Source organism: Gammaproteobacteria bacterium (genome assembly GCA_024235095.1).
Classification (GTDB): Bacteria; Pseudomonadota; Gammaproteobacteria; order Competibacterales; family Competibacteraceae; genus UBA2383.
In genome coordinates, this window is sequence record JACKNC010000001.1 from 2,583,269 (window position 1) to 2,598,878 (window position 15,610).

Annotated in this window: 13 protein-coding genes; 5 read left to right on the top strand and 8 right to left on the bottom strand. The window is 58.8% G+C overall.

The genetic code is table 11. The features are described 5' to 3' along the window. Positions 1-86: 86 nt before the first annotated feature. Positions 87-572 (top strand): Fe-S cluster assembly transcription factor, encoded by a 486-nt coding sequence (locus H6973_11420; protein MCP5126205.1) that lies wholly within the window; start codon positions 87-89, stop codon positions 570-572. Positions 573-603: 31 nt separating this feature from the next. After that, the gene (locus H6973_11425; protein ID MCP5126206.1) at positions 604-1,788 is read left to right on the top strand and encodes an aminotransferase class V-fold PLP-dependent enzyme; all 1,185 of its coding nucleotides are present in this window, start codon (positions 604-606) and stop codon (positions 1,786-1,788) included. 82 nt (positions 1,789-1,870) lie between these two features. On the opposite strand, the gene sohB is transcribed toward H6973_11425, so the two are convergent. After that, positions 1,871-2,851, bottom strand: a complete 981-nt coding sequence (gene sohB / locus H6973_11430) for a protease SohB (GenBank protein ID MCP5126207.1) — start codon at positions 2,849-2,851, stop codon at positions 1,871-1,873. An 86-nt stretch (positions 2,852-2,937) separates the two neighbouring features. On the opposite strand from sohB, the gene H6973_11435 reads away from it, so the two are divergent. Continuing rightward, positions 2,938-3,924, top strand: coding sequence for a hypothetical protein (locus H6973_11435; protein ID MCP5126208.1), 987 nt, complete (start codon positions 2,938-2,940; stop codon positions 3,922-3,924). Next, positions 3,921-4,940 carry a hypothetical protein gene (locus H6973_11440; protein MCP5126209.1) on the top strand — a complete coding sequence of 340 codons (1,020 nt, stop codon included), beginning with the start codon at positions 3,921-3,923 and terminating at the stop codon, positions 4,938-4,940. Before H6973_11435 ends, H6973_11440 begins: the two co-directional genes overlap by 4 nt. A 76-nt stretch (positions 4,941-5,016) precedes the next feature. Here H6973_11440 and H6973_11445 read toward each other — a convergent pair whose 3' ends face one another. The 6 genes from H6973_11445 to H6973_11470 form a co-directional block, all read right to left on the bottom strand. Next, positions 5,017-5,787 (bottom strand): ABC transporter ATP-binding protein, encoded by a 771-nt coding sequence (locus H6973_11445; GenBank protein MCP5126210.1) that lies wholly within the window; start codon positions 5,785-5,787, stop codon positions 5,017-5,019. Continuing rightward, complete coding sequence (gene urtD / locus H6973_11450; GenBank protein ID MCP5126211.1) at positions 5,774-6,595, bottom strand: urea ABC transporter ATP-binding protein UrtD; 822 nt, start codon at positions 6,593-6,595, stop codon at positions 5,774-5,776. Before urtD ends, H6973_11445 begins: the two co-directional genes overlap by 14 nt. Continuing rightward, positions 6,592-7,680, bottom strand: a complete 1,089-nt coding sequence (gene urtC, locus H6973_11455; protein MCP5126212.1) for an urea ABC transporter permease subunit UrtC — start codon at positions 7,678-7,680, stop codon at positions 6,592-6,594. The genes urtD and urtC overlap by 4 nt, the downstream gene beginning before the upstream one ends. Before the next feature lie 3 nt (positions 7,681-7,683). Further along, a complete protein-coding gene (urtB, locus tag H6973_11460) occupies positions 7,684-9,303 on the bottom strand; it encodes an urea ABC transporter permease subunit UrtB (protein ID MCP5126213.1) in 1,620 nt (539 codons plus the stop codon). Positions 9,304-9,401: 98 nt separating this feature from the next. Then, positions 9,402-10,694, bottom strand: coding sequence for an urea ABC transporter substrate-binding protein (urtA, locus tag H6973_11465; GenBank protein ID MCP5126214.1), 1,293 nt, complete (start codon positions 10,692-10,694; stop codon positions 9,402-9,404). A gap of 328 nt (positions 10,695-11,022) precedes the next feature. Beyond that, a complete protein-coding gene (locus tag H6973_11470; protein ID MCP5126215.1) occupies positions 11,023-12,177 on the bottom strand; it encodes a cobalt-precorrin-5B (C(1))-methyltransferase in 1,155 nt (384 codons plus the stop codon). A gap of 82 nt (positions 12,178-12,259) precedes the next feature. Here H6973_11470 and H6973_11475 point away from each other — a divergent pair, with 82 nt between their 5' ends. After that, positions 12,260-13,552: a cobyrinate a,c-diamide synthase gene (locus H6973_11475; protein MCP5126216.1), complete on the top strand. Its 1,293-nt coding sequence runs from the start codon at positions 12,260-12,262 to the stop codon at positions 13,550-13,552. Here H6973_11475 and H6973_11480 read toward each other — a convergent pair whose 3' ends face one another. Next, positions 13,553-15,610 (bottom strand): GTP-binding protein, encoded by a 2,058-nt coding sequence (locus H6973_11480; protein ID MCP5126217.1) that lies wholly within the window; start codon positions 15,608-15,610, stop codon positions 13,553-13,555. It abuts the gene before it with no gap.

Here is a 15,610-nt window from a genome sequence, read left to right on the forward strand (position 1 = left end):
TAGTCCGAATTCAGGCTGAGCAGTTCCTGCACAGCCCAATTCATTGTTGGGAATGGTTCCATTCCAGTAACTTGCGGGGTACCGCCATGAAACTTTCAACCAAGGGCCGCTATGCGGTTACCGCCATGATGCATTTGGCTATTCATGATCGGCAGGGTCCGGTCACGTTGGCTGAGATTTCCCAGTGCCAGGGTATTTCCCTGTCTTACCTTGAGCAACTGTTCGCTAAGCTGCGCAAGCACGGTTTGGTCGAAGGCGTGCGTGGACCGGGAGGAGGGTACCGCCTGGCGCGGACTCCGGATCAAGTCACCGTTGCCAATATCATTAGCGCTGTGGACGAACGACTGGATGCGACCCGTTGTTGCGGTGACGAGAATTGCCAGGGGGGGCGGCGCTGTCTGACCCATCAATTGTGGACTGATCTTAGTCGGCAAATTTTTGCCTTCCTGGAAGGCATCACGCTGGCGCAATTTGTCGAGCGTCCAACTATGAGCGAAATTAACGCGCATCATCGCCATCACACGCGCCGGCGAGAGCGTGTCCAACCGATCCAGTTACCGGCTGTGGTGTGAACGCTAGCGCGCTGATCCCTGCCGGCAGGCAATGCGCTTACCCGTCTATCTGGACTACGCTGCAACGACACCGGTCGATCCACGGGTTGCCGCCCTGCTTGGGCGGCATCTGACCCTGGATGGCGTATTTGGCAACCCTTCCTCCGCGACACATGTTTTCGGCAGACAGGCAGCGCGAGCGGTTGAAACGGCCCGCTGCCAGGTTGCCGGTCTACTTAACGCCGATCCACGGGAAATCATCTGGACCTCGGGCGCAACCGAAGCCAATAATCTGGCTTTGACGGGCGTCATGCGCGCCCAAGCGCGGCGGGGGCGGCACCTGCTGGCCAGTAAAACCGAACACAAGGCGGTGCTGGACGTCTGTCGGTGGCTGGGGCAAAACGGTTGCATAGTTACTTATCTCGATCCGGACCCGGACGGCCAGATTCCACTGGAACGCATAGCAGAGGCGTTGCGCCCGGATACCGTGCTGGCGTCGTTGATGCATGTCAACAACGAAACCGGCGTCATCCACGATCTGGCGGCAATCAGCGCACTGACTCACGAGCACGGCGTCCTGTTGCACGTCGACGCCGCGCAAAGCGCTGGGAAGTTGCCCATCGACTTGCAAAAGCTGCCGGTCGATTTACTCAGCCTCAGCGCTCACAAGCTGTGTGGACCCAAGGGAATCGGCGCGTTGTATGTCCGACAACGTCCGGTGCGCGTCCGGTTGGAGCCACTGTTGTATGGCGGCGGTCAGGAACGTGGTTTACGCGCCGGCACCTTGCCAACGCATCAAATCGCGGCGATGGGGGAAGCCTTTCGCATCGCCAGCGAGGAGATGGGTGCCGAACAGGCGCGAATTCGATCATTGCGCGACCGGTTATGGCAGACCTTGGCTGGGTTGGACAGGGTGGAGCTGAATGGCCATCCGCAGGAAAACGTGGCTGGTATTCTGAATGTGAGTTTTACGGGCGTCACTGCCGAGGCGGTTCTGGCCGACCTGCCGGATATTGCGGTATCCACCGGTTCCGCGTGTACGTCAGCGACGAATGAACCTTCGCATGTGTTGCGGGCAATGGGTGTTGATTCGCTTCGAGCGCGCGCCGCAATCCGTTTCAGTCTGGGTCGTTTCACCACAGTCGAAGAGGTCGATTATACCGCCGGCGCAGTAATTGCCGCAGTGAACCGGTTACGGGAATTGTCGCCGCTGTGGGAGGATATGCAGCAGGAATGAAGGTGGACAGCCAGCAACCTCCAAAGCCAATGAGAAACGGTGTGTCTCTGTACCTTCATCATAGAGAAGTTGTACTCATGGCTCAAAACCGCCCGAGCGTCTCGCCGGTTTGCGCCAGCAGCCGCGCCAGCCACGGTTTCTTACCGGTGTAGATGATTTCATACAAATCAGCCCCGGCGCTGGCGTCCAGCAAATAATCGTCGCTGGTGCGTAACTCATCTACCAGCCGGCAATCCAGTGCCCGCGCGCCGAACCAGTGCTCTCCGGTCGCCACTCGTTCAAGATCAACCTGTGGCCGGTGGTTTTTGACAAAGTCCTTAAACAAGGAATGAATATCTTCAATTTCCTCCTGGAACTTCTGCCGTCCCTTATCGGTATTCTCCCCAAACAGCGTCACCGTGCGCTTGTGCTCGCCAGCCATGAACTGCTCAAAATCGACATCGTGCTTCTTAAGCAGGCGATTGAAATTGGGTAACTGGGCAATGACGCCGATAGAGCCAAGAATGGCGAACGGCGCGGCGATGATCCGGTCTGCTACGCAAGCCATCATATAACCGCCGCTGGCCGCCACTTTGTCCACGGCGACTGTCAACTTCAGCCTCCGATCGCGGATGCGCAACAATTGCGCCGCCGCTAGTCCGTAACCATGCACCAGTCCGCCAGCGCTTTCCAGCCGCACCAGAACCTCATCTTCGGGTTGCGCCGCGGTCAACACCGCCGTTACCTCTTCCCGCAACGAGGTCACCGCTGCTGCTCGAATATCACCATGAAAATTCAGCACAAACACCCGTCGTCGCTCGGTCTTCTCCCGTTGCTTCTCGTGGAGCTTGCGCTCTTTTTGGAATTGCTTGAACGCCTTTTTTGGCAAAATAGCGGACTTCAGCGCCAGCGCCATACCGTCATAGTTTTCATTGAGATGACGAATATCCAGCCGCCCCTGGGCTTCAGAGTGACCGCTGCTGCGTGCGATCAGTGCGACGATGCCGCCAGCAGTGACCAGCACCGCCACTACAATCGTGATAGCCTTGGCCAGAAATAGCCCGTACTCGCTGAAAAATTCCATTATGCTCTCCAAAGATTTTCAAATGCCCCTGCGTGGGCAGTCACTTTACCGGAAATTCGATTCGAAACGATACATGGAAATCTACGATGCGCCCGATCACCCGCGACGTCCTCACCCGTGAAATTATCGGCTGGCATCAGCAAGGCATCATCGACCGCCCTCTGCTGGAGACCCTGTTGCCACGCTACGAAACGCAGGGACGATTCCTGGCGGCCTTGCTCAAGTGGCTTGGCCTGTTCGCCATTTTCCAGTTGGGCTTAGCGGTGCTGGCGTTCATCGCCATGATGGCCAAGTCCGCGGGGGTTGCCGCCGTACTGCTGAGTGGAGTTGGCGGGGGATTATGGTATTTCGGCGTCCGTATGGCTACCGATTCCCGGCAACGTCACCCCTTCACCGGCTCGGTGCTGGTCACCGCCAGCCTGGCGGCGGCGTTTGGAACGCTGGTTCTGCTGCATGTGGCCGCCGGCGGTGAAGACGAGGGTCGGGTGATTTCCATTCTTTTGCTACTGACCGGCGCGCTAGCCGCTCTGACCGCCTACCGCTATCATCTGCGCTGGCCGCTGCTGTTGGCGCTGTTGCTGTTTTTCCACGGCGTTGGAGCATGGCATGCCTACGGTGGACACGGCGCTTATTTCGCCGATATCCAGGACGAGCGCTTGATGGCGCTCATCGCGTTGGCGGTGATTGTTCTGGGTCTTTGGCATGAACGCCAGCTGGAAAGCGGTCCATTGCGCCGTTGCACAGGGTTTGGCGCGCTATACCTGATTTTTGGCTTGCTGTATCTGAATCTGTCGCTGTGGTTTCTGACCCTGTTCGGCAAACCGCTGGATTGGGTGCTGATCTTTACTGGCGCGGGCATCGCACAAATCATTGCTGGCGCGCGGCTCCACGATGCTCGCTTCACCGGCTTTGGCATCGTGTTTCTGGCCATCGATCTGTACACGCGGTTCTTTGAGCATTTCTGGGATCGCCTGTCCGCCGGGATGTTCTTCCTGCTGGCCGGCGCATTGGCCATGATTTTTGGCTTCCTCTGCGAGCGCTGGAGTCGTCTTTCACCGGAGCCGCATCCATGAATCCGATCTCTCGTAACCGTCGCATTCGCCGGGAACTGGACGCCCTGCTGCGCGAGGGGCTGCTGGACGAAACAAGACATGCGCAGTTGAGCGAACACTATCCTCTCATTGGTTGGGATTGGCGCTCGCTGGGCCGCTGGTTCCTGATTTTCGGCGCAGTCAGCGTCGTGGCCGGCTTAGTCATTCTCGGTCAGACTCTGTTCGAATTCACCCTGGAAAAGCTGGCGATTCTGCTAGGCATCGTCACCATTGCCAGCTTCGGGGGCGGCCAGTGGCTAAAGCGCACCCGCCCGGCGCTGATCTGGAGCCGTCTTAGCCTGGAACTGCTGGGCGGCTTGCTGCTGATCGGACTGACCTTCACCCTCGGCGCGATTTATTCGACCGGTTCCGGCAACTGGCCGGCGCTACTGTTGATCGATCTGGTGTTGCTGCTGGGTTTGAGCTATGGATTAGGTAATGTGCTATTGCTGGTGCTGAGCGCTGTGGTGTTTTTCTCCTGGTTCGGCGGCTTTACCGGCTATGCGTCCGGCTGGGGCGCGTACTGGTTTGGCATGAATTACCCCCTGCGCTTTCTGCTGGCGGCGATCGCCATGATCGCTATCGCTGTGATTCATCAACAAAGCGAACGTGGGGTGCTGGCCTCATACCGGGGATTCTTCAAAATTTGGCTGTCCACTGGCCTGTTTCTGGCGGAAATGGCCTTGTGGCTGTTGTCGCTGTTCGGTAATTTCGATCTGGCCAGCCATTGGTGGTACAAGGCTAAGGCGGTCGAGTTGATCCTATTCAATGCTTTGTGGGCTGGGCTGAGTGTGGCGTTGATTAGCTTGGGTGCGCGCCTCGCCATGCGCATGTTGACCGGCTATGGGGCGACTTTCCTGATTATTCAGATTTACACGCTATTCTTCGCCCATCTGGCGGAACATCTAGGCTTGTTCTTAAGTCTCTTGATCGCCGGCGGCGGCGCGCTGGCATTGACGTTTTATCTGGAAAGACGCCGCCGCGAGGGCGGGGATTGACGTATTGTATGCATGGACCGGACTTCCGCTTCTGAAAGCCTTCATGAGTTTAATAGGTTTTGTAATCCAAAAAGGATCACACCGTCAAATACTGCCGCACCAGATCGTCGTTCAAGTCAGCAATGGCCCCAGTCGCCACCGTACGACCCTTGTCAACAATGCAGAATTGTTGGGCCACCCAGCGGGCAAAGGGCAGTTTCTGCTCCACTAACAGCACCGTCATCCCCAGTTCCTGGTTCACCCGCTGCACCGCCATGCCGATTTCGCGAACAATCGCGGCCTGTTCCTGAACCCGATCGAGTTGCTCCTGATTCAATCGGCGAATCACCCGGCCAATTTCGCGTACGACGTTCGGCTGAATGCCCTCGGTCGGCTCGTCGAGAATCAGCAAGCGCGGCTCTAGCACCAGCGCGCGGCCAATGGCCAGTTGCTGCTGTTGCCCGCCGGACAGATCGCCGCCGCGGCGCTTGAGCATGGTTTTCAGCACCGGGAACAGTTCAAAGATCAGTTCCGGAACCTGCCGCAAACGCCGGGGATTGGACGCCAAGCCGATTCGCAGGTTTTCCTCGACGGTCATCAGCGGAAAAATTTGCCGTCCCTGCGGCACGTAACCGATGCCCAGCGGAGCGCGCTTTTCCGCCGGTAACCGGTTCAGTTCCACGCCAGCGAAAGTGATTTTGCCGGAGCGAATCGGCAACAGACCCATCAAGCATTTCAACAAGGTCGTTTTACCGACCCCGTTGCGGCCCATCAGGCTGATCACCGCGCCTTCCGGCACTGCCAGGCCAACATCCCACAGGGTATGCGATTCGCCGTAATACTGGTTCAGACCTTCAATGGTAAGCATCGCCCGCTCCCAGATAAACTTCGATGACTATGGGATCGACTTGCAACTCCTCCAGCCGTCCTTCCGCCAACACCCGACCCTGATGCAACACCGTGACCTGATCAGCGATAGAGCGGACGAAGCCCATGTCGTGTTCCACCACCACTACGGAATGACTGCCGGCCAACGACTTGAGCAGTTCCGCAGTGCGCTCCATCTCCGCCGGGGTCATGCCCGCCACGGGTTCGTCAACCAGTAGCAAGCGCGGCTCCTGCATTAGCAACATGCCGATTTCCAGCCATTGCTTTTGACCATGCGCGAGGATACCGGCCAGTCGGCTTGTGTGCTCGGTCAGACCGATCTTCTCCAGCACGGCGTTGATACGGTCGCGCTCTTCGCCAGTGAGCCGGGTGGTCATCAATCCACGCAACCGTTTTGCCCCGGACATAGCCAGTTCCAGATTTTCCAGCACCGTCAACGGTTCAATCACCGTCGGGCGCTGGAACTTTCGGCCAATGCCAATGCGCGCGATGGCGGGTTCGTCCAGTTTGAGCAGGTCGATAGTCTGACCGAAAAACACTCGCCCGGCGTCCGGCTTGGTCTTGCCGGTGATGATGTCCATCATCGTCGTCTTGCCCGCGCCGTTAGGACCGATAATGCAGCGCAGTTCGCCGTCGCCGATGTACAGCGACAGATTGTCGATCGCCTTGAACCCGTCGAAGCTGACCGTTACATCCTCCAGATACAGCAGAACGCCATGCGTCGCATCGACCGGCGCGACCGGGGTGTGCAGACCCGCAGCATCCAGTTCTGAAACCAGTTCGCTCATGCCGTTTTCTCCCGTCGCCGCAACAAGCCGGTCAAGCCATAGGGCAGTAATACTGTGACCGCCACGAACAGACCGCCCAGGGCGAACAGCCAGACCTCGGGCAACGCTCCAGTCAGCCAGGTTTTCGCGTAATTAACCAGGACTGCACCGATCACCGCGCCCACCAGCGTACCCCGTCCGCCAACCGCCACCCAGATCACCGCCTCGATGGAATTCAGCGGCGCGAATTCGCCGGGATTGATGATGCCGACCTGGGGCACATACAACGCCCCGGCTATACCGGCCAGCATCGCCGATAGCGTGAACACTAGCGTTTTGACCCATTCCACCCGGTAGCCCAGGAAACGAGCGCGATCCTCGCTGTCGCGAATCGCTACCAAGACCCGCCCCATGCGGGTCGCCGCCAGCCAGCGGCACAGCAGATAACCCCCGGCCAGCGCCAGGGCCGAGAGGATGAACAAGACCACTCGGGTTCCATCTTCCTGCAAGGAAAAGCCAAGCGCGTCCTTGAAGTCGGTCAGGCCATTGTTACCGCCAAAGCCCATCTCGTTACGGAAGAACGCCAGCATCAGCGCGTAGGTCAGCGCTTGGGTGATGATCGACAGATAGACCCCCGACACCCGCGAGCGGAAGGCGAACCAGCCGAACACGAAAGCCAGCAAGCCAGGGACGATCAACACCATCAATGCGGCAAACCAGAACTGATCGAAGCCATGCCAGAACCACGGCAGTTCCTTCCAATTCAGGAACACCATGAAGTCCGGCAACACCGGATCGCCATAGACCCCGCGCGTCCCGATCTGGCGCATCAGATACATGCCGAAGCAGTAACCGCCCAGGGCGAAAAAAGCCGCGTGACCCAAGGTGAGAATGCCCATGTAGCCCCAGACCAGATCGATGGACACCGCCAGCAAGGCATAGCAGAGATACTTGCCAAGCAAGGTCACAGTGTAGGCGGATAGATGCAGGGGATGTTCGGGTGGAACCAGCAAATTCAGAATAGGCACGCCGATACCGATAATTGCCAGTACGGCGAGCAGCGCCAGTCCAACACGGTCGGAGAGCAGCCAACGAGGTAAGGGCATGGCTTAAATCTCCGCCGCGCGGCCACGTTGCGGGAACAGTCCGCGCGGGCGTTTCTGGATAAACAGGATCAGGAAGATCAGCACCAGAATCTTGGCCAACACTGCGCCAGACCAGGGTTCCAGCAGTTTGTTGGCGACGCCCAGCGACAGTCCCGCCACCATCGTGCCCCACAGGTTACCGACTCCGCCGAACACTACCACCATAAACGAATCCACAATGTAGTTCTGCCCCAAATTAGGACCGACATTGGTCAATTGCGACAGGGCGACCCCGGCGACTCCGGCAATGCCGCTGCCCAGCCCGAAGGTCAACGCATCCACCCGCGCCGAACGGACACCCATGGCCCGCGCCATCGCCCGGTTTTGCGCCACCGCCCGGACTTCCAGACCCAGCCGGGTGCGTTGCAGCGCCAGCCAGAGCAAGGTGAATACCGCGATGCAAAAGCCGACGATCACCAGCCGGTTCAGGGTGACTTCCAGCGGGCCGAGCAAAATCGTGCCGCTCATCCAGTCCGGGGTTGCCACCGAACGGTTTAACGGCGAGAAAATCGAGCGCACCGCCTGTTGCAGAATCAGGCTGATGCCAAAGGTAGCCAGCAGAGTTTCCAAGGGCCGACCATAGAGAAAGCGAATCACGCCGCGTTCAATGGCGATGCCGACCAGGGCGGCGACCAGGAACGCTAATGGTACGGCGACTGGCAATGACCAGTTGACCGGCAGCCACTGCTGGGTCAGCCAGGTGGTGTAGGCGCCGATCATCATTAATTCGCCATGCGCCATATTAATCACACCCATGACCCCGAAGGTGACGGCCAAGCCAATCGCCGCCAGAATCAGCACCGAACCCAGTGACAGACCGAAGAACAAGGTTTCCGCCCAGCCCAACAGTTGCAGACGAAATTCGGTTTTGGCCAGTGCAGCTTTGGCTGCCTCGCGCACGGTGAGGTCGCTGTCTTCGGCAGCCACCCGCAGCAACGGGCCGCGAATCTCCGCTTGTGTCCAGCCGCCCAGCGCCTTGGCGGCGGGCGCACGCACGGCGGCATCGGGACTGGCTAGATCAACCAGCGCCAGCGCCGCTGTCAATAATTCCTGAATTTTCTTGTCCGGTTCTACTTCCAGCCGCGCCTTTAATCGAGGGACGCCCGCAGGTTTCGGACTGCGCAGAAAGGCTTCGATCGCCGCACGACGCTGTTGGGGATCAGCGCTGGACAACCCCAGGCTGGCCAGTTGATTTTCGATCAGCGCCCGCAATCGGTTATTAGCGATAATGCGCTCCAAATCGCGCTTGGTGACGGTTCCCAAGGCTTCGCCGGTCACCGCCGCTTCGATGGGAACCTCCTCCGCCTCGTCACTCAGGCTGATGACCACCTGGTTACTCTCTTCCTGGTAATACAGGTTCCCAGTCGCCAAGGCATTTAAAATCGTGGCGATCCGGGGATGATCCATGCCTACCAGTGTTTCCACTAGCGTCGCTTTTTCCGAAAAACTGGCTTCGCGCAGTTGTGCAAGAACGGCGCGTAATGCTTCGTCATCGGCGGCCTGGACGGACAGTGGCGCGAACAGCGTCAACAGCACCAAGGCAAGGCCGGTCAACCCGGCGCGGAAGGACGTGCGGGACCCCATGCGGGATTTTTCTCCTGGGAAGTTGAGGAAGGATCCCCCACGCTTCTTGCTCCCCCTTTAGAATCAAAGGGGGGTCAGGGGGGATTTCGCAGCATCGATCAGTAGTTCTGACCAGAGCACTTCTTAGTGACGGTGTTGTAGTTGCCACAATGAATTTTGGGATCGGCCCAGTCAGCAATGATGTCCTTGCTGCCCGGCAGGTAATCGGACCAGGCGTCGCCCGGCACCAGACCCTTGGTCTTCCATACCACATCAAACTGCCCGTCGGCTTGAATTTCGCCGATCAGCACCGGCTTGGTCAGATGGTGATTAGGCAACATTTTGGCGACGCCGCCGGTCAGATTGGGGTATTCAATGCCCACCATCGCATCGATGACCTTGTCAGGATCAGTGGATTTCGCCTTTTCCACCGCCTTTACCCACATATTGAAGCCAATGTAATGGGCTTCCATGGGATCGTTAGTCACGCGCTTCTTGTCCTTGATGAAGGTGTGCCACTGCTTGATGAAGGCGTCGTTGGCCTTGTCCTTGACGCTCATGAAGTAGTTCCATGCGGCCAGGTGACCAACCAGCGGTTTGGTGTCGATACCGGACAATTCTTCCTCGCCCACCGAAAAGGCAACGACCGGAATATCGGTTGCAGAGATGCCTTGGTTACCCAGTTCCTTGTAGAATGGCACGTTGGCGTCGCCGTTGATGGTGGAGACCACCGCGGTCTTCTTGCCCGCTGAACCGAATTTCTTGATATCGGCGACGATGGACTGCCAGTCGGAATGACCGAAAGGCGTGTAGTTAATCATAATGTCCTCGTCCTTGACGCCTTTAGCTTTTAGATAGGCTTCCAGAATCTTGTTGGTGGTGCGGGGATAAACATAGTCCGTGCCTGCTAGCACCCAACGCTCTATCCCGAGATCGTTCATCAGATAGTCCACCGCCGGAATCGCCTGCTGGTTCGGTGCAGCGCCGGTGTAGAACACGTTGCGAGAGGATTCCTCGCCCTCGTATTGCACGGGATAGAACAGAATACCGTTTAGCTCCTCAAAGACTGGCAGCACGGATTTGCGCGAGACCGAAGTCCAGCAACCGAACACGACATCGACCTTGTCTTTTTGCAACAACTCGCGCGCTTTTTCGGCGAACAACGGCCAATTCGAGGCGGGGTCAACGACCACGGCTTCCAGCTTCTTGCCGAGTAGGCCGCCCTTCTTGTTCTGCTCATCAATGAGCATTAGCACCGTATCCTTGAGCGTCGTTTCACTGATGGCCATGGTGCCGGACAAGGAATGGAGAACGCCCACCTTGATGGTGTCGGCGGCCTGCGCCAGAGTAGCGCCTACTGTCAGCGCGCCGGCCAGCAGCCAGGAGAGGGTTTTCAGCATGGTCTTTGTCATATTAAGCCCTTGATGGATGTTATGGTTGGGAGTCCGCCGGAAAGCGAACTGCAAGGGCGTGTATCAAAGACCATGCCATCAGGATAATGCTGATATTTGCTGGTCAGTTGGCGGATTCTAATGGTCGGATGAAGGCGGCGGGAGCGCCAAATGAGGGCATTGCGCCGTAAAATGGTGCAAAACCAGGTGCTGATCCTGGTGCGAGGCGCGAAAAGAGGGCGCTGTATGGGATTTCTCTTTGCAGCGTGTGGGCGCGGAACACATTTGGATGGAGACTCGATGCAAGACTCCGCAATGTTTCAAAATGAAATAGACAAATAATGATTATTTAAGGGGGTTGTCCATGAATAGCCTTGCTATTACAAGGCGCAGACTGTTCTTGTTGCGCACAATCAAAACCGGCATGACCTACCGGCTTCCCTTCCCGATCAGTGGCCCACACCTCCACCGCTACTTCAAGCGGCAGGATAGCACGGGCTTGATTGCGGGCCATGATACAAATGCGTTCGCCCAGCGGCAATCCAGCGGAATGCGCCAAAGTCAGCGCTCGTTGGCTCGTGTTAGCAGTTCGTATCGCTTCCTGTAATCGGGAATCCGCTCCCAGCGCCGCTGCCTCCACAGCCAGCAAGGACAAGTCGATGCTGGAGTGATAGCTGTGTAGATCCAGATGCCCTGCCGCCAGCTTGCTGATCTTGCCAAAGCCACCCACCAGGCTAAGGCGGGAGATCGGCGTTCGCCGCAGATGCTTCAACACCGCCCCGGCAAAGTCGCCCATTTCGATCAACGCGATGTCCGGTAAGCCATAATATTGACGAATGGTCTGCTCGCTGGTAGCCCCAGTGCAGGCGGCGATGTGGGTAAGGCCGTTGGCGCGGGCGACCTCAATGGCTTGTTGAATCGAAGCAATGTAGGCGGAACAGGAGAATGGCCGGACGATGCCGGTCGTACCCAAAATGGAGAGTCCCCCGACAACGCCAAGCCGGGGATTAAGAGTTTTCCGCGCCAGTTCCTCGCCATGCTCCACGCCAATCGTCACGGCAAAGCCGCCGTGATAACCCTGTTCAGCCGCTAAACAAGTCAAATGATCGGTGATCATCCGGCGCGGTGTAGGATTAATAGCCGGTTCGCCGACCGGGATGGGTAAACCCGGCAGGGTCACGGTCCCAACGCCCGGTCCCGCATAGAACTTCACGCCTGCTTGCTCATGCAACGTAACCTGAGCAGAGATCAAGGCGCCATGCGTGATATCGGGATCATCGCCGGCATCTTTAATCACCGCCGCCTCGGCACTTTGGGGAGTCAGCCGGCAATATTCCAATGAAAACTGCGCCCGTTGACCGCGCGGCAGAGTAATTTCTATTTGATCAAGGTCGATGCCGGTCAATAGTCGACAGGCTGCCGCCAAGCTGGCCGCAGTTGCACAAGCCCCGGTGGTGTAACCGTAGCGGAGAGGATGAGGCGTTTCAGGAGTTTCGGGACGCATGATGCAAGGTTAAAGGCAAAAGAAGCAAGGTGAAAGATGAAAGACTATAATCTTTAGCCTCTAACCTTTCACTTGTCTTCTCATGATCTCTGCAACCTGTCCCGCCCTGCTGCTGAGCGCCTCGGCCTCCGGTCAGGGCAAAACCACCGTGACCGCAGGTCTGGCGCGTTACCATCGCGACCAAGGCCGCACCGTGCGCGTGTTCAAAACCGGCCCGGATTTTCTCGACCCGATGATTCTGGAACGGGCTTCCGGTCAACCGGTCTATCAGCTCGATTTGTGGATGACCGGCGAGCGCGACTGCAAGGCGCTACTCTACCAGGCCGCGCAGGAAGCCGATTTGATCCTGATCGAAGGCGTGATGGGGCTGTTCGACGGCACGCCTTCCAGCGCCGACCTGGCTGAATTGTTCGGCGTTCCCGTCCTGGCGCTGATCAACGCTCACGCCATGGCGCAAACCTTTGGCGCGGTCGCTCACGGCTTGGCGCATTACCGTCCGAGCCTACCGTTCGCTGGGGTGCTGGCTAATCGCGTTGCGGGGCCGGGCCATGCCGAGCTGCTGGCGGAAAGCCTGCCGCCTGAAACCCATTATTATGGCGGGTTGCCGCGCGATGACGAAATCACCCTGCCAGACCGGCATCTGGGTCTGGTGCAGGCGGCGGAAATTGCGGATCTGGAAACCCGTTTGAATGCCGTTGCCGCACTGATCGCCGAAACCGGCCTGGCTGAATTGCCGCCGCCGGTGGCCTTCCCCGCTATGCACAGAGAACCGCCGCCGCCCCTGCTGAAAGGCGTGCGGATCGGCATTGCCCGCGACATGGCGTTTGCTTTTCTCTACCCGGCTAATCTGGACACGCTGCGGGCGCTGGGGGCGGAACTGGCCTTCTTTTCGCCACTGGCCGATGCTGATCTGCCAGAGGTCGATGCGATCTATCTACCTGGCGGCTACCCGGAGCTACATCTGGATACGCTGGCCAGCAACGAACCGATGCGGGCGGCCTTGCGCCAGCATCACGCCTCTAGCAAACCGATTTATGCCGAATGCGGCGGCCTGCTCTACACCCTGGAGTCGTTGACGGATAAAGAGGGCTACCGCGCATCCATGCTAGGTTTACTGCCTGGTCAGGCGGTGATGCAACCTAAACTGGCGGGATTGGGGATGCAGTCCGTGCAATTACCGGAAGGGGAACTGCGCGGCCATACTTTCCATCACTCCAAATTGGAAACGCCGTTGACGCCGCTCACACAGGGGCGCCGCCAGCGAAATGGCCAGCCGGGTGAGGCGGTCTATCGGGTGGGACGGTTGACCGCATCGTACCTGCACCTTTACTTTGCCAGTCATCCGGAAGCAGCGGCTCATTTGTTTCTGCCCTGATCAAGCCACGTCAAACCGCTCAAAAGTCATGGTGAACTGACCGCGACCGTGAGTCATGCCGCGCAGATCGGTGATATAGCCGAGCAACCGGTCCAGCGCGCAATCGCAATGGATAATGGTCATCTCCCCCAGACTGGTGGTGTCCCGAATGACCGCCCGGCGGGATTGCAAATCGCCCATGACCGTCCCTACATCGCTTTCCGGAACCACCACCTCGGTGGCCATGATGGGCCGCAGCACTAACCCGCCTGCTCGAATCAATGCTTTTCGCACCGCCTCCGCGACGGCAATGCGCATCGCTTGCGGGCTGGAGAGCGCGCCAAACAGCTCCACATCCAGCACTCGCACCGCCAAATCCTGCAAGGTCGCTCCCGTCGTCGGCCCATTGATTACTGCATCCTCGACGCCGCCAGAAATTGCCTCCTGCTGCGGCGGACTGAGTTGGGCGCCCTCCGGTCGCACGACCGGTTCAACGCTCACCGTCAAACCCGCTCCGCGCGGCAAGGGCGCGACTGCGACCCGCGCCCAGGCTTTCATTTCCAGCTTTTTGCCATCCGGCTGTTCAATCACCCGATGAAACAGGTTGTCGGCTTCGGTGGTGTGTTCAATGGTTTCACGGGTCACTACATCGGGATTGCCGACGCGAATGTTGACATTGAACTCGCGGCGCAAGCGCTCGCCAGCGATCTGCAAATGCAACTCACCCATGCCGCGCAATACCCGCTGCCCCGTTTCCTGGTCGTCTTCGATGCGCAGGGTGGGGTCTTCCTGTTGCAGCTTGTCCAGCGCCTCCAGCAACTTTTGTTCATCGGCGCTGGATTGCGGTTCAATCGCCAAGCCCAGCACCGGTTCGCGTGCTTCGATGCGCTCCAGCCACAGCGGATGGCTTGGCGCGCATAAAGTATCGCCCGTCGTCGCCCAGCGCAGGCCGGCAATCAACACGATCTGCCCGGCGGTAGCCTGATCCAGCCGGGTCTTGTGATTGGCGTCCACCTCGAACAGCCGCGCCGCGCGCTCGTGACGCACCGTTCCCCCCGGACCGGGAATCGCTACTTCATCGCCCGGTTTCAGCGCTCCGCGATAGAGTCGGGCAAAGACGTGGCGACGACCTTCCCACATCTGTACCTTGAAGGCCAGCGCCGTCAGCGGTCCATCAGTGGTCATTGCAATCCACTCCTCACCGCCATCCGGTCGATGGGCCAGACTGGGTGGGCGTTCGGTTGGGGTCGGCAATAGTCGCAGCACGCTATCCATGACCGGCTGCACCCCCTGATTGCGCAAAGCGCTACCGGCGAAGCAGGGAAACGCCTTGCCGGCCAAGGTCGCCAACCGCAGCGCCCCCCAAACCGCTTCCGGTTCCGGTTCCTGTTCGGTTAGCACCAATTCAGCCAAGGCTTCATCCATCTCCGCCGCCGCCAGTAACAGACTTTCCCGCCAGCGCCGCATTTGCTCCCAGGCGGCTTCATCGCAGGGCGTGATGTCCACCTGCTCTCCACGCTCGCCGGTGAAACGCCACCGTGTTTTATCGATCAGGTGGATGACCGTACCGTCATTATTCGGCGACGGTACGGTCACCGCGACCGGTTCCGCATCCAGACGTTCGCGCACCGTGGTTAGCGCCCGGTCAAAATCGGCGCCCGGCCGATCCAGTTTGTTGATGAAAAACAGCGCGGGTAACCCAAATCGGGCGCGTTGCCGCCAGACGGTTTCGGTTTGCGGTTCGACCCCGCGCACCCCATCCAGCACAATCACGCAGCCATCCAGGACGCGCATTGAGCGCTCGACCTCGATGGTGAAATCGACATGACCAGGGGTATCGATCAGTTGAATCAGATGCTCCCGCCAGGGCAGGCGGGTCACAGCGGCAGTAATGGTGATCCCATGCGCTTGTTCCTCGGCCAGGTAATCCATGTGGGCAGCCCCCTCATGGACCTCGCCGATTTTGTGGGAAACGCCGGCGTAATACAGCATGCGCTCGGTCAGGGTGGTCTTGCCGGCATCCACATGCGCGGCGATGCCGATATTGCGCACTCGCGCAAGGTCTAGAGCGTTGGACAT